Origin of the sequence: Thermogemmatispora tikiterensis, from assembly GCF_003268475.1 — a bacterium.
Lineage (GTDB): Bacteria > Chloroflexota > Ktedonobacteria > Ktedonobacterales > Ktedonobacteraceae > Thermogemmatispora > Thermogemmatispora tikiterensis.
In genome coordinates, this window is record NZ_MCIF01000002.1 from 916,905 (window position 1) to 939,709 (window position 22,805).

Genomic DNA, 22,805 nt, shown 5'->3' on the forward strand with positions numbered 1-22,805 from the left:
CTGTCACCTCAGCTTGATGGTGTTTTGCTCCCTCGGAGCCTATCGAGCCAGATCCTGGCTGCCTTGTATTGTACCATGCCTGACCGCCTCAACCTGGGTAGATCGACCGGGCGGGCCCAGTTCGCCGCTATCGCGTGCCACTGTCTTGCAGATGACTGCTACTTGCTCTGGCTATGACAGTTTCTTTTCCTCTATACTGGGGCAGAAAGACCCTGAGCCGGGGTGGTAGACGGCGTCAGGGCCGGCCAGGCCCTGATGATCGCCTCCACCGCCCTGGCTCACGACTGGCCTTACTGTGCAAGGAGAAGCGGAATGAGGAGTATTGGACGCTCACGCTTCCTATTGATCAGCCTGACCGTCGTGGTCATGTGCTCGCTGGTAGCCGGTCTATTGAGCCGGGCCAGGGTCAGCTATGCCGCCTCGTACTGTCAGGTCTCCTACACCATTACCAGCCAGTGGCCCGGCGGCTTCGGCGCCAACATCGTCATTCAGAATACGAGTGGCAGCGCCTGGAACGGCTGGACACTGACCTTTACTTTCCCGGCAGCGGGCCAGAGTGTCACCCAGGGTTGGAATGGGACCTTCAGCCAATCGGGGCAGGACGTGACCGTCACCAACGCCAGCTGGAACGGGAGCGTTCCGGCAAACGGGACCGTCAACCCTGGTTTCAATGGCACCTGGACCACGAGTAACCCTGTACCGACCGCCTTCGCGGTGAACGGCAATGCCTGCAACAGCGGGGGCAGTGCGACGGCAACACCAGGCAGCACGCCGACGCCTACAGCGGGCACAACCCCCTCTCCGACGCCAACGCCGACCCCGGCCTTGACGCCTACAGCCACCGCCAGCACAACGCCGACACCGGGGATTCCGGGCGTTCCGACCACACCCCTGCCGCTGGATGGCGTGCATACCGGTAATGCGACCTGGTTCTCTGGCGTGGGAAGTCCCTATGGCGGGTGCGGAGTTCCCGACGGCTACATCGATTCGCCTTACTACGTGGCCCTTAACGTGCAGAATACGCCGGGCGACTATAGTACCTACCTCCCGCGCCCGATTTCGGCCCAGAATGCCAGCAAGATCGGCGTCTTCGACAACGGCCTCAACTGTGGGCGCTGGGTACGCGTGACAATTGGTGCCTATTGTACCGGCATTAACGACGGGGCCCCGAACGAGCCCTTCTGCCGCAATGGGAGCTGGGTCAACGATCAGTATACCGGCGCCACCCTCGACCTGGTGGTGGCCGATAGCTGCCAGGATGGCAATGCCTGGTGCCGTGATGATCCCTATCACCTGGACATCGTCCAGCGCGCCTTGAACCAGTTCCAGATCAATGGCCAGCCGGTGGGTAATATGTATCCCAACGCCTGGAACAATCGCCAGATCAGCTGGCAGTTCATCCCGGCCCCTAACTACACGGGCGATATCCATATCGCCTTCCTGCAGGGTGCTAATCCCTACTGGTCGGCGATCTCCATCACGCACCTGGCCAACGGCATCCACGGGGTTGACTATTATCAAAACGGGACCTGGGTCCATGCCCAGATGGATGCCGATATGGGGAACGATTATGTGATCCTGCCCACGACGCCAGGGGGCAGCCAGTATGCCATCCGGGTCTATGACGTTACCGACCAGCTGATCAACAATGGGCGCATCTACTACTTTAGTTATCCCAGTAGCTGTGGCTCATCCTGCCCAAGCGCCTATACGCCCGTGACCTATACGACAGGCTAGCTGGCCTGTTCAGCACTTTCCTGACAGCAAGCAGTCGGCTCGCTGTTGGCGGCACGCTTCTCCGCTCGCTCCTGCTTCGAGCGCCAGTGGAGAAGCGTGCCGTTCTGAATCTCCCCTACCCTTCCCCCTTGACAGAAGGCCGCCCTTGCCGTATACTTACCCAAAAAATTGATTTTCTTGATCTACTAAGTCAATTTTGGAGGTCCAGGTGAGTACATCTGCGACGGTCAACGGTGTCGATAGTGCAGCTATCGCGGCCCTGCGTACGAAACTGCAGAACGAGCCGGCGGCTGGTGATACCCTCTGGAGGGCTGAGGTGACCTGGAGAGGCGGCTTCCTGAACGAGATTCGCATCCGTGACCTGCCCCCCAGCTATGCCGATGAGCCGAAGGCCCTGGGCGGTAGTGATACCGCCCCCAATCCGGTAGAGCAGCTGCTCGGTGCACTGGGAAGCTGTCTGGCCATCGGCTATACCGCCAATGCGTCTCTGCGCGGCATCCAGATTCAGGAGCTGCGCGTCGAATTAGAGGGCCACATCGATTTGCCTGTATTTCTTGGTCTACGTGAAGGGCATGCCGGCTACACCGGGATCGAGGTGCGTGTCCACCTGAAGGCCGAAGCCCCGCAGGAAGTGCTTGAAGAACTCCATCAGCATGTACTGCGTACCTCACCTGTGGGGCAGACAATCGAGAAGGCTATCCCCTTACACGCTACGCTTCTCTCCGACTGAGTCTCTGTGCCCTGCTCTCTCGACACGCTCAGTGGTTCTCAAGGCCTTGCTCATCCGCCTGGGTGCGCAAGGCCTTGAGCATATTCAGGGCTGCCGCTCTGGCTGCAGCGCGCTTGGTCCGTCCCTGAGCGATAGCCCGGAGTGCTTCCCCCGAAGGTAAGGTCACGGTGCAGGTGCAGATGAAGCGCGGTTCCTGGGGTGATCCACTCTGCTCATAGGCATACTCGGCGCACTCGATGCGCTGACGCTGTAGCAGTTCATTCAGGAGGCGCATTGCCGAGCGCTCGGATGGCCCCAGCAGAGCCTGGCGCTGCTCTGGTTGGAGAGGCAGACGCTGTAAGAGATTCCTGGCCGCTGCCTGTTCGGCACGGGCCCGGCTTGAGCCATGACCGCTGGCGCTGTAGCGCTCGCCAGCGATGAGCAGCTCACACTCCGCCGTAAAGTGGGGTGCATGTGCTGGTCCGTTGTGAGCGAGCAGACGGTAGAGCGGTGTTCCCCACCGATGACCATGTGCCAGCTCCTGCAAGGCGCCCTTGTAGTTGACCTCGGCGAGCGGTGGCTCTGGGCTGTGATCCTGCGTCTGTCCCGCTCGCTCGGCATCTTGTTCCTCCTTGCTGGCAGCGAGGCAGCGCAGATCGGAAGCCGCTTTCAGCAGAAGTGCGACCTCCTCCAGTTCGAGGCCGCTCATTCTGACCAGGAGATCAGCGCTGGCCAGCTGACGCGCCCGATCCTTACGCTGGGCCCGATATGTCGCCGAGCGATAGTACTGGTCGGCCAGGCGCAGGCTGACGCAGGCGCTAAAGCACGGTTGCCCTCCACTGCCAAAGAGAGTCTGCTCCTGGTAGGCTGGGGCCTCCCAGCCCAGTATTTGCTGTCCCATGGCGAGCAGGCTGATGGCATGCTGCGGCTGACGACACAGGGAGGAGAGAGCAGCCCGCTTGACGCGCTCCCAGCCCTGACCGGTGGTCGGGAAACGAAAAAGCAGGGTAAAGAGATCATGAGGACCAAGGACGTCTTCGCGCAGACGAGCCAGAATCTCTTCTTCGATGACTGGAGGCAACAGCTGCGATTGCGCCGCGATACGCATGAGGCTGTGAAAGCGTCGTGCATCCAGCGCAGCTAGAGGACGGGGACGCTCTCCCCCCTGAGCCAGCGCCTCCTCCACCTGCCGCTGCAGTTGCTGCTCGTAGAGCGAAAGGAAGTAGGCTGGTTTCTCCGCCTTCAGGCTGCGTTCAATTTCGTTGAGGTGGCTGGCAATCTCCTCTAGCTCCTCGCGGCTGGGGAGCGGCGCGGCGTTCTCGCTCTGTATGAGGGAGAGCAGGATGCGCTGATTGACCAGGTCGGCATAGCGTCGCAGTGGCGATGTCAGATGCAGATAGGCTGGCAGCTGGAGACCAAAATGCCCGCGCAGGGTCGGTGCATAGGTGGCTCGCTCAACGACCAGCTGGATGGTGGCGCTGACCTGCTCCGGCCTGACCTGGTCGGGCCGTAAGAGGGCCGTCTCAAGCATCTCGCGCAAGGCTTCACCTGTGGGGGCAATTGGTTTGGAGCAGTGGTTGCGATAAAGGGCTGGTAGACCACGCCGGGCCAGCAGGTGAGCAAAGAGCTGGTTGGCCAGGATCATACACTCCTGTATCAGAAAATAGGAGCGATGCCGCTGCTCTCTGCTGAGGCGGAGGAGAAAGCCCTCTTCGTTGGTAGCCCAACCTCGATGCAGATCGTAGAGGGCAAGCGAACCACGAGTGCACCGTAGCTGAAAGAGCTGCTCGGCGAGACGGTAGAGGGCGCGCAGCATCGTCCCCAGGGGACGATCCGGCTCGCTCAGCAAGGCGTCGGCTTCCGCATACGAGAGGCGTTTGACGCTCGCCAGACAGGTGAGGCTCAGGCGTGGCTCGCCGGGTTGCCAGGTGGCATCGAAGGGCAGGATGAGGGTCACAGCTGGACGTCGCTGGCCCTCTAGCAGGCTGAGATGTTCCTCGCTCAACAGGCGCGGCAGCAAGGGTACCGTGTGATTGGTGTAATAGCGTGTAAAGGCCCGCTCTCGCGCCTCCTGCTCCAGCGTGGGGGTGAGCTGAGGGGTGACCAGTGAGGCGACATCGGCGATACTGATTTGCAGGAGGACGCCCCCCGTGGGCAGGGGGTCCAGCCAGAGAGCATCGTCTAGATCGCGCGAGGCCGGTCCATCGATGGTGATCCCTCTGACCAGCGGGCGCCCTTCCAGGAGGGCCGCGATCCGGCTGACGGCCTCTCTGGCCCCTGCTCGGGCCTTCTCCGAAAAGCGCTTACTGCTCCTCTCTCTCTCTGCTGCGTTCGTTGCCATCCTGCTTCCTCACATTTCACATCGCTTGGCAGTAGAAGACTCAATGAGTATATTGTATTGTATCACCTACTCAAGATCGGCAGACAGAGCCAAAGGCCGTATACGGTGATAGGGCCTATCCTGCAGTATATCCACGGCATTTCGGCGCCGGCGCTCCCGTTTCCCGCTTGTCGCCAGCGGGGCCGACGTGATATCATTTCCCCGGAGAAGGAACCTATCCTGCCAGCCGCTGGAACCATTCCCCACGTTCGTGAGGAAACTGGCGGGCGGAAAGAAAATGGAGCAACGCGCGTGAGTCGGCAGAAGCAGCAGTCCTCGCCACAGGTGACCTTCTATACGAAAGCCGGCTGCCACCTGTGCGACGAGGCCCGGGAGATGCTTGAGGATATCGCTAGCCAGCTAGACTTCGATTTGACTGAGATTGATATTCGCGGCAATCCTGAGCTGTTCGAACTGTACCGCTATCGCATTCCGGTGATTATTGTTGATGGGCAGATCCTGGAAGGGCGCATTGAATTCCGCGATCTGGTGAGGGCCTTCCACTTGCCCTAAGTGTCTGTCTGTCTGTCTAGAGAAGAGGAGGACCAGGCTCATGGCCATCGATCAGGGAGTCTCTCCACTCCCTCAGTCGCTTGCCCGCCCCGCTCCTGTGCCTCGACGACGTCGCTCGGCTCGCCTGAACGCGCTGATTGAAGGTCTGGGGTCCTGGCTGCTGCGTTATTGGGCTTATGGGGTCACGGCCCTGTTGGGAAGCATTGTGCTGCTGGCGGTGAGTGTGCCTTTCTTATTCTACTTTGGGCTGGATACGCTCGCTCGCCCCATCTACTTTGCTTTACATCTCATCTGCGCTCAGATACCATCACATTCCTTTTACATCTTTGGTCACCCTCTCGGGATGTGTGAGCGCAATTTCTCCATCTATGCCTCAATGTTCGTCGGGTCGCTGCTTTTCGTGCTGAGCAAGCGCCGCCTGCCCGGCATCCCCTGGTGGCTCTGGGCCTTGACTCTGGTGCCGATTGCTCTCGATGGCTTCACGCAGATGTTCGGCTGGCGTGAGAGTACCCCCCTGCTACGCGTTTTGACGGGCACCATCTTCGGACTGGGCAATGTGCTTTTTGTGCTGCCGTTGATTGAGCGCAACCTGGTAGTCACGCCCGAGATGAACGCTGCCCTGCAGCTACGTCGCGCGCTGGCCTATCAGCCCCTCACCTCGCTGGCTCCCGTCGGTCTTGGTCCTGTTGGCGCTCCTGCCTGGGCCAATGGTCAGGTCCCGGCTCAGACAGCCACTGCCGGCCAGGCGCTCCCGACCGTTGCCTTGTCTCCGACCGCCGAGCCAGCAGCGCCCTCGGTCTCCATTCGCCAGGCCCGGGGCAGCAGCCGCTCTACGGCGCCGCTCACCCAGCAGGAGAAGACGAGCCAATAAAGGGATCATAGGCCGGATGGCACCCAGGTTGTATTGTCTCCAGATCGCGGAGCGCGGGGCCAGGAGATGGAGACCGAGATGAGCGGTAAGGAGGGGGCCCTGGTCTGGATCGCTTGACAGCGAAAGGCGCGCTGTTAGATACTCTCTCTGCACAGAGAAAGTCCCGCCCCGCCCCGTGGTGGGTCTGTCTGTCGGCTCCGTTCTGGGAACCAGCAGAAGGCAAGGCCCGGACAGGGCTGCCGGGGGGCCGTTGGGGGGGTTCGTGGACACCATCGACCTCTGAGTGGCACGGCTGTCTATAGGATAGGAATGGTGTGAGCAGATCATCAGGGGAGGCCAGCCAGCTTTGGAGAGAGTTGGGGATCGTATGAGCCTTTCAGAACGCGGACCGGCCACATTCGCTATTGCGACGTTAGGTTGCAAGGTCAACCAGGCCGATAGCGAGGCAATCAGCGAACAGATGCATGCTGCCGGCTTTATCCAGCAGGATTTCAACGAGCCGGCGGATGTCTATATCGTCAATACCTGTACAGTGACCCATCTCGGGGATCGGAGTTCACGAGCGTTGATCCACCAGGTGCAGCGCCGCCAACCTAACGCTCTCCTGGTGGTGACAGGTTGCTATGCCGAGGCCAATCCCCAGGCAGTGGCTGCCTTGCCTGGTGTCGATCTGGTGGTTGGTAATAGCGGCAAGACCTCCCTGGTGGAGGCTATTCGCCAGCGTCTTCGGGAAGGCAAGCGCGCTGCTGAGCAGGGGGCCTCGACCGTGGTGCCCGGCTATCGACAGCAGGGGCGCGGCTCTGGGCGGGCGTTGCCGATGCTGCCGCTTGATAGCTATCACATTGGCAGCGACAGTCCCCTCGAGGCGGAGCCTCTCCCCGAGAACGCCGACAGCCTGTCGTCTCTGACGCTGCCAGACAATTGGCGCCCGCCCTTCTCGCGCACACGGGCGCAGATCAAGGTCCAGGATGGGTGCGATAATCGCTGCACGTATTGCATTGTTCCATATGTACGTGGCGGATCGCGCAGTCGCAGTATCGCCTCAGTAGTCGAGCAAGTCCGGCGCAAGACCCGCGCCGGCTACAAGGAGGTGGTGCTGACCGGTGTGCATCTGGGCGATTATCATCCCCCTGAGAATCCGCGGCAGGATCTTGGGGATCTCCTGGCAGCCTTGCTGCGCGAGACCTCGATCGCCCGGATTCGGGTCTCTTCGCTGGAGCCGGAAGATTTTCGCCTGGAGTGGCTGGAGCTGTGGGAGAATCCGCGCCTCTGCCGTCATCTGCATCTCCCCTTGCAGAGCGGCTCAGATACCATTCTGCGGCGCATGGGACGGCGCTACACAACCGAACGCTATCGCACGATTGCGATGACGGCCCGGCGTTTGATCCCCGATATCGCCATTAGCACCGATATTATTACAGGCTTCCCCGGGGAAAGTGAGGAGGATTTCGAGCAGACCTACGCGCTTGCTGCCGAGCTGCGCTTCGCTCGCTGCCACGTCTTTCGTTTCTCACCGCGCCAGGGCACGCCGGCAGCTCGCATGGCTTCCCAGGTCAAGGAAGAGGTAAAGAAGACTCGCAGTGAGCGCATGCTGGCACTGGCCGCGGAACTATCACGCCAGTTCCGTCAGCGTTTCCTGGGTCAGACGGTTCAGGTATTGCTGGAACAGCGCAAGCAGGGCTACTGGGAGGGGCTGACCGATACCTATGTACGTGTCGAGGTGGAGCAACTGCCAGAGGCCGAGACGCGCAACTGGCAGAATACCTTTGTGACGGTCCGCCTGGAGCAACTGAGCGAGGACGGGGTCCGCGGGATCTTTGTGGAGGAGGTCGCTTAGCCTTGGATGAAGATGGGCCTCTTGCTCATCTAAGAGCAGGCGCGCCTGGAGGGCAGGCGGCACGAGGCGACCGATTGCCCTCTGTGGTGGCCATCCGCCGCTGGTGGCTCCCCCGGCTGCTGCTCGCCTTCCTTCTGATCCTGAGCGCCTGCGGCTGCTCATCGACCGCAACTGGTCAGCCGCCCGTCGCTGCCACGACTACGGTCGTACCTACCCTGATCAGCCAACCCGGAGCGCTGCCGGCGCTGATCCAGACGGCTACCTTCCACGAGTACCCGCTGACGCGTCATGCCGAGGGCGACATGCTCATGCGGCCCGCTCTCGATCAGCAGGGGCGAGTCTGGTTTGGGGTAATGGCCAGCAACCGCATCGCGATGTTTGATCCCCGGGGCGCGAGCTGGCAGACAGTAGCTCCTCCCCACGGACGGGGCGGTCTGATGGGCCTGATTGTGGCCCCCGATGGCTCGCTATGGTTTGCGGAACAGTACGCCAACTATATTGGTCACTACCTGCCCAGCACTGGCCGTTTCCAGCTCTACCCGTTGCCTATAGTTACCGCGCCCGATCCAGCCCACAAGGGGAAGCAGCTGACATTGCCAGTGGCTCCCAATGAGCTGCTCATGGACCGGCAGGGCCTGATCTGGTTCACGGAGATGAATGCCGATGCGCTGGGACGTCTCAATCCTGCAACGGGAGAGCTGCGCCAGTACCCACTCTCAGCACACCATACTGTCCAGCAGCTCAATCCCTATGGCCTGGCCAGCGACGCACACGGGAACCTCTGGTTCACGGAATCAAGCCAGAACCGTATTGGCTATCTTGATCCGCACACGGGAACCATTACGACCTTCTCAACCCCTGATCCCGGGGCGATGCCAATGGAGATTGCCGTCGACCAGCAGGGCCAGGTTTGGATCACCACGTTTGCTCACAATTTACTGCTCCGCTTCAATCCCTCCAGCCGCCAGTTTACCCGCTACTATGCCCCGACTCCCGATGGCTCGTCTGGCGGCCTCTACGGCCTCTCTCTGGATAGAAGCGACGGGGTCTGGGTCACGGTGGCTGCTGCAAATGCGCTCGCTCATCTGCTCCCCGAGCAGCAGCGCTTCCTCTACTACCTGGTGCCGACGGCCAGCAGCTTCCCCTTCGGAGTGGCGGTGGCCAATCGCCAGCAAGTCTGGTTCACGGAAGCAGGGGCTAACCAGCTCGGCCTGCTGACGCTCGCATAAGCAGGAGGCAAGGGACCTGCTTCCTCGCCAGCTGACCACCATTCTGTCATGGGGAGGCGCCAGCAGGACGGATGTCCGTATGTACGGATAGATAGACACATCCCAGGCACTACCCTGCTGGCGCGCGATCACGGATGGCCAGTATGGACCAGGCCACAGCGGTAAGGACGGTAGCCGAGAGAGCGGGCAGGCTGCGCAGCTCTGTCTAGCCACGTCGGGCCGCAGGTGGTCTGGTAGGATCTGCAATTGCCTCTGCTGATCATTGTTCTCGCTTTTTTTGGTTGCGACTCGGCGACCCGCGTCAGGAAGGCAAGCCGGCCCACTGTACATTGAGCCAGCAGCGTCTTTCGCCAGACCATAGATACACTGGCCGGGCGCTGAGCCGCGACTGGTCGCGCAAGCTAGTCGCTGTAGATAAAGGCGACGCCAGGACCGACGCTGTACACAACGTACTGGACTTTCCAGGGAGCGGCACCCCAATTCATGGTGCTGGCCAGTACACGCCCCTGGCCCAGTACCTTTTCCACCACCGCCACATGTCCCAAGGCATAGGCCCCTTCGACCCCCGGCTGCAACACAATGATGGCCCCAGGCACGGGATCACGCGAGACGTGCCAGTGAAACTCATAGGCCCGCGCTACCCATTGCCAGGCATCGGCCTGGGTGCGCCAGGGAACATAGATTCCATGCAGCTGGAAATAGCGCTGATTGGCCCACCAGGTGCATTGTCCATAGGGGAAGACGTTGCCACTGGTCACTGGCCGGCTGCTGCCGCCCGGTGATCCCGTGGCCTGCGACGGCGGCGGCTCCTGCGGCGCTGCTGCCGTTGGCGTGGCCACGATCTGGGGAGGTGGCCAGCTCGCAGCCTCTGGTCCGGAGGGGGTATGAGACACGACTGCCCCGGACTGGAGCTGCGTGGGAAGCTGGGCCGGTTCCGGTCGGCTGTGTCGACGGGGCTGACGAGCCGACGCTGCTGTGTTAGCAGGCCGTGGGCGCTGAGTGTGCGCACTCGTTGGCCGAGGCTCTTTGTTGGGGAAAAGATGCTGGGATCGTTGCCGATGTTTGCCAGCCTCTGCGCCCAGTGGAGCAGGCCCCCACGCGCGGCAGGTCGGCGCCGCCCCATGAGCCAGAGCTGGCTGGAGATGCAGACAGCTGACCTCAGACGCCAGGGGCATTTGTGCCGCCCCGGCTGCCGTCCCCGAGAGGAGCAACATCAGGGTCGCCAGCGCCCGTGTGCTTCTCAGCGGTTGGGTCCGCTGCCGTTGATACAGGTAATGCCAGATTCGTTGGTGTACTCGCAATGTCTCGTCCCTTCGCAAGTTGCAACTATCACTAGCCAGTCAGAGCCTGATTGCTCCGCCTGGCAGGCATGACATACCGTCGCAATTGCAGGCCGATCCTGATTCGACATCCGCGATCTGTTACGGTTTTACTATAAAAGTGCTCACCAAATTGATTGGATCAAGTATATAATGTATGTGACTGTTTGCTTGCTTCTGCAGGAAGACCGCACAGAGCAGCCGACGGGCCTCTTTCAGAGGACAGAGAGGGAGAGCAGGCAAAAGCGCCCACCGCCGATCACAGGGGGGAAGAAGAGAGGGAGGAGGGGCCGCACAGAGAGAAAGTAGCCCAGCCAGTCAGAGTGAGGTCCGGTGGCTGGCTGGGCCAGTGAGCATGGGTTGCTACGGTTGCTGCTCAGTCAGGCTCGCGCAAATGGCGCTCGAACCAGTCGACGATGAAGCGCAGGCGCTGCAGGCGGAGAGAGGGATGGCCGCCGCGAGAAAGGCCGTGGCTCTGGCCCTCGAAGCGCACGTAGCGCACCTCGCGCCCCAGGTACTTCAGGGCGGTGAAGAGCTGATCGGCCTGCTCAATATTGCACCGCAGATCCTGCTCACTGTGGAGAATCAGCAGCGGCGTCTGCATGTGCTGCACATAGGCCAGCGGGGACATGCGCCAGTAGCGCTCCAGGTCCTCCCACGGTGTGGTATCCAGCTCATCGTCGGCGAAAGTCCAACCAAAATCACTGCTGCCAAAGTCGGAGACCAGGTTTGTGACGCTGCGGTCAGCCACCGCGGCGCGGAAGCGATGGCTATGGCCGATCAGCCAGGCGGTCATAAAGCCGCCGTAGCTGCCGCCAATGACCCCGATGCGCTGCTCATCGATACCACCCTGCTGCAAGGCGGCGTCGATGCCAGCCAAAATATCCAGGGAGTCCTTTTCGCCCCAGGCGCCGCGCACAGCCAGGGCAAACTCACGTCCGTAGCCGCAGCTCCCGCGGGGGTTGGTGTAGAGGATGACGTAGCCCGCGGCGGCCAGGACCTGCATCTCATGGAAGAAGCCGTAGCCATATTGGGTGTTGGGGCCGCCGTGAATCTCCACAATCAGCGGGTAGCGCCGGGCAGGATCGTAGTCGGGGGGGCGCAAGAGCCAGCCGTCCATAGGCCAGTCGTCGCAGCCCCGGTAGGGCAGATACTCCGGCGAGGCCAGTTTCAGCTCGCGGAGCAGCTCATCGTTACAATGCGAGACCTGCTCCAGCGTCGGCGCCTCAGCGCCTTGCCCTGCCTCTGGTCCAGGTGCCATGGAGGTCAGCGAACAGCGATAGATCTCTGGCGGCTGGGTGGCGCTGCCCATGAGCAAGGCAGCGTGCTGAGCGGCCTGATCGAGGGAGAAGTCCCGCACATGTACGGCGCCAGGCGTGAGAGTCGGTGGCTCCGGGCCAGCCCCACTGATGGGGATGGCATACAGCCGCGTGGCGCCACGTCGGGAGGCCAGGGCATAGAGCGTCTGCCCATCGGCGGACCAGCCTGGAGGGGGCATCAGATGCTCGTCGCCCAGGTCGCTATTTGTCCAGTCGACACAGCTTCCCTCAAAATCGCTGGTCAGGCAAAGCGGTTGGACCTGACCGGGGATTGCTCCGTCGAGCGAGAGCACATAAAGATCGACATGATTCGCCGAGCGATACTTCGGCATGGCCAGGAAGGCCAGATGGCGGCCATCCGGTGACCAGGAAGGCGAGGAGCAGGAGAGGCTCCCATTGGTCCAGCAGCGCAGCTCACCTGATTGGCCGGAGACGATCGTCAGCGTATACAGATCGGGGCAAGGCATCCGCCAGCGATCTTCCGCGCGGCTGGAGACAAAGGCGATCTGCTGACCATCGGGAGACCAGGCCGCGTCAGCATCATCCCAGTCGCCATCAGTCAGCTGGACAGGCTCGCCTCCCTCAACAGGGATCAGGAAGAGGTGGCTGCGACGCTCGTGGATAAAGCCGACTCCATCGAGGCGATACCAGAGGCGCTCGATCACCCGCGCCTTTGGCAGGGGCTTGCCCGCCGGCGTTTTCTCATCGCTCGGGCCAACCTGGGCCGAGAAGAGGAGGTAGCGTCCATCGGGCGACCAGACAGGGCGCTCGGCGCCATGTTCCATCCAGGTGAGCTGGCGTGCCTCACCGCCGTCCGCCGGCAGCAGCCAGATCTGAGAAGAAGGCTGCGCCTGTCGCTCTGCGGCTCTTCCTGCCACAGGGGACCCGGCTGGCTCATCGCTGTCGCGATCGGACACGAAGGCGAGCCAGCGCCCATCGGGCGACCAGCTAGGACTGTGGGCTTTCGCCCGCCCAGTGGTGAAGCGCCGGACCTCACCGTTGGGCAGGGCCACCCAGATCGCCGAGCGATACTCATGCTCCCGCTCATCAATAGTTGTGACCACAAAGGCTACGCGCGAGCCATCGGGCGAAAGACGTGGCTGGCTGACAAAGCGCAGCCGATACAGATCCTCGATCGTAATAGCTCTCGTCATAGGTGCTTCTTTCTGCAGAGGAAGCTGAAGCGGCCAGCGAGCGGGCCACTCCAGCCAGGCAGTGAGCCACAAAGAACGCAAGATCGCTGCGTGCAGTGCATCTTCGTAGCGAAGGATGCCTGGCCAGGGCCAGCCAGGAGGGTGGGCAAACCAAGCCAGCAGACCAAGCCAGAGGAAGTGAGCGAGCCGAGCGTGCTGGCCCCTTGGTCAGGCCGCGGGATTCTCCGCCCAGGTCAGCAGGTGGAACCAGAGGCCGCAGAATTCATCAAGCAGCAGTTCGGCCATCGCCTGCTGATAGCAGCGTTCGAAGATCTCCGCAGGGATCTCCGCCCATGTGCACACAAACTCCTGCACGAGCTTCCAAAATACCATAAAATGCTGATAGCCTCCAGTCTGAGCGGAGGCGCCGGTTGAGAAATCCACCACAAACGGGCGATAGCCAATATGGCCCCATCCCGCCGAGCGCAGCAGCTGGCCCAGGACGGCAGTGATTCCCAGAGCCCGGCCATCGGGGGAGAAGCTATATCCCTTGCGCCAGAAGGCGCGGGCCAGCCAGGCAGAGAGCTGCTCAAAAGCGGGACTGGTCGTCCAACACAGCTCGGCCTCGGTCAGGCGAATACTGCCCCCAGGACGAGTGACGCGACGACACTCGCGCAGTAATGGCACCCAGGCTGAGGCGGGCATCATCCCCATCAGGAAACGAGCATTCACAAGATCGAAGGCATCGTCGGGGAAATCGAGGGGCTGCAAAGCGTCCATCACCACGAACTCGACATTCCCCAGGCCCCGCGACCAGGCCTGAGCCTGGGCATACTCTACAACTGCGGGACAGCTATCGATGCCGATCACCGTCACCTGCGGATAGGCATAAGCCACAGCCAGCGCCCAGCCGCCGGGGCCACAGGCAATATCAAGGATTGTCTGTACAGCCTCCAGATCACCCCCGCGCTCTGGGAAGAGGCCCCCCAGCTGCCGCGTAATCAGCTGCTCCAGGAGCATCGTCCGCGCCAGCTCAGCAGCATCATCGGCCTCAATCACATAGGTTCCTCGCTCCCAACAAGGCCTCGGCTCACGCCTCACGCACTCATCACTCATGCAGGTCAAGCTCCCTTCACAGACACACCAAGCAGGCATGCACACCGGTGGACAGAACACGGCCACAGATGAGGACCAGCGGCCTCTCCTTCTTTGCTGTTTCCACCGGGCTTCCCTCCCGGGCAGCGAATCCCAGAGCAGAGCAAAAGCCTGAACGGCCCTGGCTAAACCCTCGCTCGCCTCTTCAATCCCCAGCAGATCAGTCCTCATTGTAGCAGATTAGCCTTCATCTGGCTACAGGCCTGGCCGTGTTTTGAGGGAGACTCATCAGGAGTTGAGCCGATGGGCGTGGCTCCTCCATAGCCAGCAGGATCTTCCTCAGTGTCAGAGGGGCAAGCGAAGGAGAAGCGCCCTGGCCACATCACCACCACCCAGCCCGGTGTGGACGGGGAACAGCAGAGAGTGGAGTTGGCTGACCCCAGTTCAGCCCGACCTCGCCTCCAACCGGGGTTCAGCCTCATAGGACGAGATAGCAGACGAGCAGTGAAGTCAGGGAGCTGCGGCCTTCCTCCAGGGTAGCGAGCGAGAGAGCGAGTCGGCGCTAGCGACGCCGGCGATTGCGCCGTCCACGCTCGGAGGTCAGATGAGAGGAGCTGCGCCGGCGGCTTCGTTCCTCGCGCTGCAAGGCCAGATCAAGCGTCTCGTGCAGGCGTTCGAAATCGTCGACATCAAGCTGCAGCTCCACGGCTGGCGAATCATCGGAGCGGGCGCGTCCCTCCTCAAAGAGCTGCAGGACCATGACCAGCTCCACTTCAAACTCTACCACTTCCTCCTCACCCACCTCCTCCTCGACCCCTTCGGCTCCTGGCTCCTCGGCTGCTTCTTCCTCCGTACCTTCCTCTTCCTCCGGAGTCTCTTCCTCTTCCTCGGGGAGATCAGCCTGAGTAAAGATAATGTTGGTGCGCGCGCAGCGGAAACGCCCGTTGAGCTTGAGAGCATCCGTGGCCATCTCTTCGGCCAACTCCCGCACCACGTCCATCATTTGGGTAAAAGCATCTTGCAGCTGCTCCAGCGCCCCCTCCTCCTCAGCGCTCAGCTCTCCCTCTTCCGCCAGCAACTCGCCGCGCTCTGCAGCGCTAGAGGAGGAGCTGGCCTCGGGTAAGCGCTGCCGCGCCAGTTCGTTCAGGCGATCCAGTGCCTGGGCGAGGGAGGGAGAGAAAGTACTTGCGCTGCTCTCTCGCTCTGTTGCATCGTCAAAGTGCTTTTCATCAATTGAACGGCTACTGTGCTCCTTCTCGAGATGATCTTCATCCTCATCTTCAAACTCAACATCCAGACCAACAGCCGCCTCCACCGCAAGGATCTGCTGATGCAGCTGTTCAGCGACCTCACGGCTCATATACGCCTGGATACGGGCCTGCCGGGAGGCGGCCACCAATTGGAAAGGGGGCCAATCGCGGTAGCGCTCCCGGCCACGCAGATAGCGCACCTCGACCACCCCGAGGGTATCCAGCCGCAGCGAAAGCTCCATGAATCCCTCCTCGCAGAACGAACCGGCTGCGCCATCGAGCTTCTTTGACCAGCCAATAGCCCAGAGGGCAGCCGCCATGTGATTCGCGGCCCCGTCCCGCCTGGCGAGCGCTTTCACCCACTCTTTACTCCGGCGCTGGAGGAGAAGCGGGCTTAATCTTGCAAGCAAGCAGGCAGGCAGGCGATACCGCCGGCCTCATGCGGCACAAAAGGACCCGGAAGGTCGTACGCTTCAGGGTTGCAGTACTCTCTCGGGAGTTGACATCATCATACCACAAACCGTCCCCTTTGGCATCGCGCTTTGCTAATCTCTACTGTGCCAATAGGAGACCTGGTTTATCGGTCTGTCTGGGCCTTCAAAGCCCGGAGGCCAGCCCCAACTGCTGGCGACTAGCGCCGGGGGTGGCAGCGAGCAGCCAGGCGGGGTAGTTGATCCTGTCCTCCTGGCTCACAGTCACCGTCTGCAGGCGATATAATATTGTGTAGTAGGGAGGAGGGAACGAGAGCAAGAACGCCGTCCTGGCGGGCGGCGATGTGTGGGGCGTGTCTTTTCCAGTCCAGGTCAGGTAGAGACCCGGCGTGGCTAGAAACCCCGACCTATGGAGCCAGAGCCATCTGTGCAACTTGAACAAATCCTGGGACACATTGCGGTCGGAGCCGCAGTCCTGGATGGTACTGATTTGCGTGTTCTCTACATCAACCAGTACCTGGCCTCGCTGCTGAGCGAGCCGTGGCGCTCGCAAGGAGTGCTCGGTCATCGTCTCTCTGAGATCCTGCCCCCAGAGCTGGCCTCCACGGCTATGCCCCATCTGTGGCGGGCCTGCTCCTTGCGCCAGAGCCTGGTCTTCCAGGATGTCCCCTATGAAGGACTGCTGGCCAGTCGTGGGCGCACCTATTGGCGCATCTCCCTGATCCCTGTGACCTGGGAGAGCCAGCAGGGAGAACAGAAAGGGGAGGGCCAGCGAGAAGCTCTGTTGGTCACCGTGGAGGACGTGACCAGCCAGGTACGCTCACGCTTGTTGCTGAAGGCCATGCAGCACATCTCCGCGGCCATTGCTGGCCCCTTTGCCCTGCCCGAGGTGCTGGACCGCATCTTGCAGGCTGTTCAGGAGATGGTCGGTTCGACCCGCTGCGCGATCCTGTTGCTGGAGCCAGTCACCGAGGTCGAGACCGCGCTGCCAGATATTGCCCAGCCGCGTCCCCCCATGTACCAGGAGACCGTTGAGAGTGAGCCGCTGGTCACTCTAGCGGCGCAGAAAGGGCTGCATCCCAGTGCCCAGCACTGGCGCCCGCGCCTGACTGAGCGGCTGCTGCTCAGCCGCGCCTTGCGCGAACAGCGAGCGCTGATCATTGAAGATACCGGCAGTTGCCCAGAGCTAGAGCTACCGCTCCTTGACGACGATGGCCTTCCACGCCGACCCGGTTCCGTGCTCTGTGTACCGATCTTTGATCCCCATCCCGAGCAGATGAGACCAATGGAGGGCCGCGGCCCCGTGGGTCAGGGACCCGGCGACCGTCCGGCAGTTGTGGGGACGATCGAGGTGTACCACCGACGGGCCCGTGGCTTCCCTGCTGAGGAGGTCGAGCTGCTAGAGCAGTTCGCCCGCCAGGCTGGTCTGGCTATTCATAATGCGCGCCTCTTTTTCCGCATCGATAGTCTGGCTCGCATGGCGAGTCGCAATGTGCGCCAGCGCGAGAATATTATGCAGGCCATTCCCGACGGGGTGGTGATCTACGACGCCCGCTGGCGCGTGGCGGACATCAATCATGCCGTGCGCCGTCTCTTTGGCTGGAGCGACGAGGCCCTGGGGCTGCCAATCTGGGAGGCCCTGGCCCGCAGTCAGGCTCGCTTTGAAGAGGCTCTGCCTCGTGGGCCGGAGGATATTCCAGCCCTGGAGCGCCGTGCTCTGGAGCAGAGCGTCGACGAGATCAAGGTCATCGGGGCCGATGGCCATCCCTACGTCATCCGCCGTTCCTACGCTCCCATCCACGACGCGGTCGGTGATATCTTCGCTTTCATCGTCATCTACCACGATGTAACCGAGCAAGCTGCCGCCCGCGAGCGCATCGAGGCCGAAGTTATCGCCCGCACGCTGGAGCTGGCCCAACGCAATCAAGCGCTCCAGGAGGCCAAAGCTGCCCTGGAGGAGGAAGGCGCCCGCATGCAGACGCTCCTTGAACGGTTACCCTCGGGTGTACTCTTGATCTCCAAGGAGGCCCGTGAGCGCCCACGGATCAGCATCATTAACCGTCAGGCCGCCAGACTCTTGCGCCGGATGGGAGTACCCGAGGCCCAGCTGGATAATCCAGAGGAGGTCATCCGCTGCCTGGCCGGACGGGCGAGTGAGGAAATCATCGACCGCATCAATGTCTATGGCCCCAATGGCGAGCTGGTACCAGCCGAGGAGCGGCCCCTGGCGCGCGCCCTCTTCCGAGGTGAGGCCAGTGAGAGCGAGCTGCACCTGAGCCAGCCCGATGGCAGCCTTCTCTTTCTGCTGGCCAGCGCGGCCCCGCTGCGGGCCTCCGATGGGACGATCAGCGGAGCGATCCTGGTCTGGCACGATATTACGCGTATGAAGGAGCTGGAGCGCGAGCGCGAGGATTTCTTTACCACGATGGCCCACGAGCTGAAAACGCCGCTGGCCAATATTCGCGCTCACCTGAGCGTCCTCCAGGCCGACGACCTGCGCTGGTCAGTGGAAGAGCAGCGCGACTTTCTGCGTACCGCCGACGAACAGGTTGAGCGCCTGGTCAGCATGGTCAATCAGTTCCTGGATGCCGCCCGGGTGGAGGCTGGCGCCTTACGCCTGGAGCTGGAGCCGGTGCTGCTCTCCGAGCTGGTCGAGGATTTGCAGGAGCGCCTGGAGGCCCTCATCGCCAGCTCGCACCGCAGTCTGGACGTGCGGGTCCCTCCTCAGTTGCCCACCGTTCTGGCGGACTATGAGATGATTATCCGCGTCCTGACGAACCTGCTCAGCAATGCCTTTTACCATGCGCCAGAAGGCGATACTGTCCTGCTGGAAGCAGAGCAGGTCAGCCCCCGCGAGGTGGAGATCCGCGTCACCGACCACGGCCCTGGCCTGACACCTGAGCAACAGGAAGAGCTGTTCACTCGCTTCAGTACCTTTGCCGCCAGCCGTCGCCCGGCGGCAGACCGCCCGGGTCAACCGCTCCGCGATCGACGCCGGGATAGCGCCCGCTGGAGTCCCGGTACGGGCCTGGGCCTCTACATTAGCCGTGGTATTATCGAAGCTCACCAGAGTACCTTAACGCTCCACAGCAGCCCTGGTCAGGGGACCACCTTTGCCTTCCGCCTGAGCATCGCCGGCGAGCCAACCGTCGCCCAGCCGCTGCTACCCGCCTCAGCCCCGCGCGGCAATACAACCGGCTCCAGGGAGGGAGGGTGCGCATGATGTCAGCTTCTGAGCGTGAGAAAAAACCATGCATTCTTTGTGTAGAAGATGATCCACAGATGAGTGCTTTTCTGCGCGCGCAATTGAAGGCGCGTGGTTTCCAGGTGCAAACAGCCCGCGACGGGGCCCAGGGCATCGAGCTGGCAGCGCTGGTGCAGCCACAGCTGGTGCTGCTCGATTTATCCTTACCGACGCTGGACGGCCTGGCTTTCCTGCGCCGCCTGCGCGAGTGGAGCAACGCCCCTGTGATTGTGCTTTCGGCTCACGACGAGGAACCAGTCAAAATTAAGGCTCTCGACCAGGGCGCCGATGACTACCTGACCAAGCCTTTCAGCATCAACGAGCTGCTGGCGCGCGTGCGCGTGGCTCTGCGCCGAGCCTCTGAGACGGAGCGACTACTGAGCAGCCTGGGGCAGGGAGGTACCAGCCCCAGCACGCCCGTCTATCGCTGCGGCGGGCCTGGAGGGCTGGAGGTAGATTTCGCTCGCCGCAAGGTACGCTCCGGCGGCAAGGAAGTGCATCTGACCCCAACCGAGTACGATTTGCTCTACGAGCTGACGCGCAATGCCGGCAAGGTGCTTACGCACCGCGAGCTGCTCCAGCGCGTCTGGGGGGCCGATTATGTTGGAGAAACGACCTATCTGCGTACCTTTATCCGCCACCTGCGCCGCAAACTGGAGCCGGACCCTGCCCACCCGCGCTTCTTACATAATGAGCCAGGCGTCGGCTACTTCGTTCCCCCGCCGGATGCTCCCCTGCTCGGCAATTTGTCGTAGGCAGGAGGATCTCTTTAGAGCAATTCGCTCACAAAGATCAACCTTCACAGGATTTTCACAGCCACCCTCGCCGTGTTCACACATTTGTCACTCGCGGTAATGTATACTCTGTAGCAGAGAAGCTGACAGTGACTGCCTGTTCTCTACGACGGGAAGAAAGGAGCGTCTGCTTGAGCGCCCACAGGCAGGTTTCCTTGAAGACTGGACGAGGCGCTCAATGCCTGGATGAAGGAGATCGCTATCAGTGGCCTAAGTCTTATGCCAAGCAGGCTCTTCAGAGACGGGTTGGGTCGCAGGTAGGCCTGTTGACCCCGCTCTGGTGGAGTTGATCACCCGCCCGCTTGCCAGTGAAGAAGGAGGACCACATGCAGGACCGCAAAGATGATCGTGAGATACTGCGCCGTGGCGGCTTTGATGAGGTAGAGATGCGCCGTCTGGCCAGGCTCCGCGAGGAGTACGCCGAGAGGGAACAGCAACAGGCTCTTGCAGAACATCGCCGCCTGGAGTTTGTCCGCTGGCTTGTTGCAAGGGGGAAGTTGAGCGATCAAATTGCGTGAGGCGAGGCGGCACCGATCACTCTCAGAGAGAGAGGCCCGGGCCAGAGGGGACCGGGCAGAGAGTCGGAAGAGTCTGCTCTAGCAAAGAGGATTGGCCAGACCAGGCAAGATCAGGCATTCGTCTCATCCTCTTCGGTGCCATGGACCTTACAGCCGAGGGCAGCCCCGGCCTTGCCTACCAGCAGGGCAGGTAGTGCTGCCCTCTTGCGTTGATCCGCCGTCAGTGATAGCCGTGGCTCTCCCCAGAAGAACTTTCTTCCTCTCTTCTCTTACTGCCTGCCGTGCTTCCTTCCTCGCCCGTCCGTTCGTCTCCCTTCTCCGTTGGAGTGGTGCTTCCCTGGCCGGATAGGAGGCTGCTGGTGCTCAGCATTAGCTACCAGAGGAGGAGCCGAATGACGTGCGAGAGCGAGGATGCGCTCGATGACCTCCGGCGGGGGATCAAGACGCGGCAGGTGCTCTATGAACAGACGGTCCAGCTCATCAAACTCTTCTTGCGGCTCTTCCCCTTCCTGCCCTTCTATGGCCGGTTGAGGCGATCGCTCGCGCTGCTCCCGCATAAGTAAATTCCCCCGGATGTTGTTCCTTAGCTCGCTCGTGCTCTGCTATGTACAACGAACAACATCCAGGGGAAGTTTCACAAGGCAGGGCTTGCCCGTCGCCTGTGGGTCATGGGGAGAAGCATGGAGATCAGGCGAGGGCAGCGGTGATCTTGCCTGTGTGCTCGCGCAAGGCTGTCCGCAAGAGCGGCTTGGCGCGCTGGAAGTAGGTTTTGGCCGTTGCCTCGGGCATTTGCAGCGTCTGGCCAATTTCGGCGAAGCTGAGCTGGGCCAGGTAGCGCAGAAGCACTACCGCCCGGAAGCGTGGCGGCAAAGTCTGAATGGCCTCGCTCAGGAGGCGCTGGAGATCGTGATGCTCAGCCAGTTCCTCCGGCAGCGGGCCGCCATCGGGCAGAGTGTCCAGCGGCGACAGCTCGTCCTCGTCCGTACTCCCTTCCAGCTCAGAGAAGTGGACCGCACGCTTGCGCCTCAGTTCGTCGAGACAGCGATTGCGTGCCACCTGGAAGAGCCAGGCTTTCAGCGGCTCACCGGTGCGCAGCTTCGGAAGCGAGATGTAGAGTTGCAAGAACACTTGTTGGAGAACATCACACGCCTGGTCATAGTCGCCGAGGAAGTGGTAGATAAAGCTAAACAGAGGCGTCTGATAGCGCTTTAAGAGCATCTCAAAGGCCTGCTCATCGCCGGCCAGAGCTTTTTGGGCCAGAATACCATCTATATTGACCGCAGGGCGTTCTTGTTTTGCCATCTTTTCGTTTCCTCGTTGCTCTTCGTCCATTTTCCTTCTTGCTAGACAGAAGAGTACCGTTTTTCCGAGCGGATTACAAGGCATTCTGGCCCAGATAAGCTCTGCAGTAACAGGCTCTAAGCAGAAACTAAAGCAGGGAGCGCCTTTCTTAGAGCTTTTTCAGCTTTGCATGCAGGCCGTCAGCAGCCTGCATACGCTCGCGAGCTAGATATTAGAGCGAGACTGGGCGCCGTCGACAGGAATGCAGGCCCCGCTGACCAGCGAGGCCGCAGAGGAGGCCAGGAAGACGACGACAGCCGCCACCTCCTCAGGAGTACCGAAGCGACCTAGCGGCAGCTCGCTTTTCACGAAAGCTTCGATGCTCTCAGGATCAGCCTGACGCCGGCGGTCCCAGGAGCTGCCGGGGAAGAGCAAGGAGCCGGGCGCGACGCTGTTCACCAGGATGTTGTTGGGAGCAAACTGGCGGGCCAACGACTTGGTGAGACTGATGGAGGCCGCTTTGAGGGCATTGTAGGCGGGCCGTCCGCCCGATTCGCGTCCGAAAATGGAGGAGATGGCAATGATGCGTCCCCCTCCCTGGCGGCTCATAATGGGGGCCACGAGACGGGCAAAGTGGCTGAGCGCCAGGACATTGAGGGCCAGGGCGTCGTGCCAGTCTTCGTCGCTGGTATCAAAGATGGTCTGACCGCGGGCCCCCCCGGCGTTATGGACCAGGATATCTATGCGCCCATAACGATCCATGACGTCCTGGACACTACGCTCGATGTTCTGAGGGATCATGAGGTCAGCAGCGATCGTCAAGACCTCCACGCCGGCGCCGCGTAGCTCTTCAGCGGTTTCTTCCAGCGCTTTGCGTCCTCGGGCGATGATGGCCAGCCGACAGCCTTCAGCGCCCAGGGCACGGGCAATGGCTTTGCCTACCCCACGACTGGCACCCGTCACAATGGCGACTTTTTCTTCCAGTCCCAGATCCATAGACAGGCCTCCACGAACGATTAGTAACTGAGCCAGGAGCTAGCTGGCTGGGCAGTAGCTCTCTCCGAGGAGAGAAGGAGTGGACGAGCAGGCGCGTACGGCAAAGCCTCGCCTTCAGGGCGAGGGAGCCTCTCCCGCTGGGAGGAGAG

17 protein-coding genes are annotated in these 22,805 nt (G+C 61.6%); 10 read left to right on the forward strand and 7 right to left on the reverse strand.

What is annotated here, in order from left to right; all coding sequences use genetic code 11:
• The first annotated feature begins 312 nt into the window (after nucleotides 1-312).
• Together A4R35_RS03885 and A4R35_RS03890 are read left to right on the forward strand one after the other, a co-directional pair.
• Complete coding sequence (locus A4R35_RS03885) at nucleotides 313-1,737, forward strand: cellulose binding domain-containing protein (protein ID WP_189361289.1); 1,425 nt, start codon at nucleotides 313-315, stop codon at nucleotides 1,735-1,737.
• Between the two features lie 208 nt (nucleotides 1,738-1,945).
• Complete coding sequence (locus A4R35_RS03890; RefSeq protein WP_112433979.1) at nucleotides 1,946-2,467, forward strand: OsmC family protein; 522 nt, start codon at nucleotides 1,946-1,948, stop codon at nucleotides 2,465-2,467.
• A gap of 28 nt (nucleotides 2,468-2,495) precedes the next feature.
• Here the strand turns inward: A4R35_RS03890 and A4R35_RS03895 are convergent, their stop codons facing one another.
• Complete coding sequence (locus tag A4R35_RS03895; protein ID WP_112426725.1) at nucleotides 2,496-4,787, reverse strand: RNB domain-containing ribonuclease; 2,292 nt, start codon at nucleotides 4,785-4,787, stop codon at nucleotides 2,496-2,498.
• A 105-nt stretch (nucleotides 4,788-4,892) separates the two neighbouring features.
• On the opposite strand from A4R35_RS03895, the gene A4R35_RS24590 reads away from it, so the two are divergent.
• From A4R35_RS24590 to A4R35_RS03915, 4 genes are all read left to right on the forward strand, one after another.
• On the forward strand, nucleotides 4,893-5,339 hold the full coding sequence (locus A4R35_RS24590; protein WP_223258181.1) for a glutaredoxin family protein: 447 nt from the start codon (nucleotides 4,893-4,895) through the stop codon (nucleotides 5,337-5,339).
• A gap of 40 nt (nucleotides 5,340-5,379) precedes the next feature.
• The gene (locus tag A4R35_RS03905; protein WP_112426727.1) at nucleotides 5,380-6,210 is read left to right on the forward strand and encodes a DUF2085 domain-containing protein; all 831 of its coding nucleotides are present in this window, start codon (nucleotides 5,380-5,382) and stop codon (nucleotides 6,208-6,210) included.
• 367 nt (nucleotides 6,211-6,577) lie between these two features.
• Nucleotides 6,578-8,047, forward strand: a complete 1,470-nt coding sequence (gene mtaB, locus A4R35_RS03910; RefSeq protein WP_112426729.1) for a tRNA (N(6)-L-threonylcarbamoyladenosine(37)-C(2))-methylthiotransferase MtaB — start codon at nucleotides 6,578-6,580, stop codon at nucleotides 8,045-8,047.
• Between the two features lie 2 nt (nucleotides 8,048-8,049).
• Nucleotides 8,050-9,276, forward strand: a complete 1,227-nt coding sequence (locus A4R35_RS03915; RefSeq protein ID WP_112426731.1) for a Vgb family protein — start codon at nucleotides 8,050-8,052, stop codon at nucleotides 9,274-9,276.
• A gap of 401 nt (nucleotides 9,277-9,677) precedes the next feature.
• On the opposite strand, the gene A4R35_RS24140 is transcribed toward A4R35_RS03915, so the two are convergent.
• The 4 genes from A4R35_RS24140 to A4R35_RS03935 form a co-directional block, all read right to left on the reverse strand.
• Entirely contained in the window at nucleotides 9,678-10,169 is a 492-nt protein-coding gene (locus A4R35_RS24140; protein WP_189361293.1) for a CHAP domain-containing protein, read from the reverse strand.
• An 802-nt stretch (nucleotides 10,170-10,971) separates the two neighbouring features.
• Nucleotides 10,972-13,068 carry a S9 family peptidase gene (locus A4R35_RS03925; protein WP_112426735.1) on the reverse strand — a complete coding sequence of 699 codons (2,097 nt, stop codon included), beginning with the start codon at nucleotides 13,066-13,068 and terminating at the stop codon, nucleotides 10,972-10,974.
• 207 nt (nucleotides 13,069-13,275) lie between these two features.
• On the reverse strand, nucleotides 13,276-14,163 hold the full coding sequence (locus A4R35_RS03930; RefSeq protein WP_189361295.1) for a class I SAM-dependent methyltransferase: 888 nt from the start codon (nucleotides 14,161-14,163) through the stop codon (nucleotides 13,276-13,278).
• A 541-nt stretch (nucleotides 14,164-14,704) separates the two neighbouring features.
• A complete protein-coding gene (locus A4R35_RS03935; RefSeq protein ID WP_112426739.1) occupies nucleotides 14,705-15,634 on the reverse strand; it encodes a hypothetical protein in 930 nt (309 codons plus the stop codon).
• A gap of 616 nt (nucleotides 15,635-16,250) precedes the next feature.
• Between A4R35_RS03935 and A4R35_RS03940 the strand changes: the two genes are divergently transcribed.
• The 4 genes from A4R35_RS03940 to A4R35_RS24145 all read left to right on the forward strand — a co-directional run bounded on the left by A4R35_RS03940 (nucleotide 16,251) and on the right by A4R35_RS24145 (nucleotide 20,942).
• Entirely contained in the window at nucleotides 16,251-19,046 is a 2,796-nt protein-coding gene (locus A4R35_RS03940) for a PAS domain-containing protein (RefSeq protein ID WP_189361297.1), read from the forward strand.
• Nucleotides 19,043-19,822, forward strand: coding sequence for a response regulator (locus A4R35_RS03945; RefSeq protein ID WP_223258182.1), 780 nt, complete (start codon nucleotides 19,043-19,045; stop codon nucleotides 19,820-19,822). Before A4R35_RS03940 ends, A4R35_RS03945 begins: the two co-directional genes overlap by 4 nt.
• Nucleotides 19,823-20,187: 365 nt before the next feature.
• Nucleotides 20,188-20,379 carry a hypothetical protein gene (locus A4R35_RS03950; RefSeq protein WP_052889015.1) on the forward strand — a complete coding sequence of 64 codons (192 nt, stop codon included), beginning with the start codon at nucleotides 20,188-20,190 and terminating at the stop codon, nucleotides 20,377-20,379.
• Between the two features lie 392 nt (nucleotides 20,380-20,771).
• Nucleotides 20,772-20,942 (forward strand): hypothetical protein, encoded by a 171-nt coding sequence (locus tag A4R35_RS24145; protein WP_189361299.1) that lies wholly within the window; start codon nucleotides 20,772-20,774, stop codon nucleotides 20,940-20,942.
• 124 nt (nucleotides 20,943-21,066) lie between these two features.
• On the opposite strand, the gene A4R35_RS03955 is transcribed toward A4R35_RS24145, so the two are convergent.
• On the reverse strand, nucleotides 21,067-21,681 hold the full coding sequence (locus A4R35_RS03955; RefSeq protein WP_223258183.1) for an RNA polymerase sigma factor: 615 nt from the start codon (nucleotides 21,679-21,681) through the stop codon (nucleotides 21,067-21,069).
• 204 nt (nucleotides 21,682-21,885) lie between these two features.
• Complete coding sequence (locus A4R35_RS03960; RefSeq protein ID WP_112426747.1) at nucleotides 21,886-22,656, reverse strand: SDR family NAD(P)-dependent oxidoreductase; 771 nt, start codon at nucleotides 22,654-22,656, stop codon at nucleotides 21,886-21,888.
• Nucleotides 22,657-22,805 lie beyond the last annotated feature (149 nt).

What these genes read in the sequence shown, in the direction of transcription:
- A4R35_RS03950 (WP_052889015.1), top strand. Translation starts at nt 20,188, where the DNA reads ATGCAGGACCGCAAAGATGATCGTGAGATACTGCGCCGTGGCGGCTTT.
- A4R35_RS03925 (WP_112426735.1), bottom strand. Translation starts at nt 13,068, where the DNA reads ATGACGAGAGCTATTACGATCGAGGATCTGTATCGGCTGCGCTTTGTC.
- A4R35_RS03935 (WP_112426739.1), bottom strand. Translation starts at nt 15,634, where the DNA reads ATGGAGCTTTCGCTGCGGCTGGATACCCTCGGGGTGGTCGAGGTGCGC.
- A4R35_RS03885 (WP_189361289.1), top strand. Translation starts at nt 313, where the DNA reads ATGAGGAGTATTGGACGCTCACGCTTCCTATTGATCAGCCTGACCGTC.
- A4R35_RS03955 (WP_223258183.1), bottom strand. Translation starts at nt 21,681, where the DNA reads ATGGCAAAACAAGAACGCCCTGCGGTCAATATAGATGGTATTCTGGCC.
- A4R35_RS03895 (WP_112426725.1), bottom strand. Translation starts at nt 4,787, where the DNA reads ATGGCAACGAACGCAGCAGAGAGAGAGAGGAGCAGTAAGCGCTTTTCG.
- A4R35_RS03905 (WP_112426727.1), top strand. Translation starts at nt 5,380, where the DNA reads ATGGCCATCGATCAGGGAGTCTCTCCACTCCCTCAGTCGCTTGCCCGC.
- mtaB (WP_112426729.1), top strand. Translation starts at nt 6,578, where the DNA reads ATGAGCCTTTCAGAACGCGGACCGGCCACATTCGCTATTGCGACGTTA.
- A4R35_RS24145 (WP_189361299.1), top strand. Translation starts at nt 20,772, where the DNA reads ATGACGTGCGAGAGCGAGGATGCGCTCGATGACCTCCGGCGGGGGATC.
- A4R35_RS03945 (WP_223258182.1), top strand. Translation starts at nt 19,043, where the DNA reads ATGATGTCAGCTTCTGAGCGTGAGAAAAAACCATGCATTCTTTGTGTA.
- A4R35_RS03960 (WP_112426747.1), bottom strand. Translation starts at nt 22,656, where the DNA reads ATGGATCTGGGACTGGAAGAAAAAGTCGCCATTGTGACGGGTGCCAGT.
- A4R35_RS03930 (WP_189361295.1), bottom strand. Translation starts at nt 14,163, where the DNA reads ATGAGTGATGAGTGCGTGAGGCGTGAGCCGAGGCCTTGTTGGGAGCGA.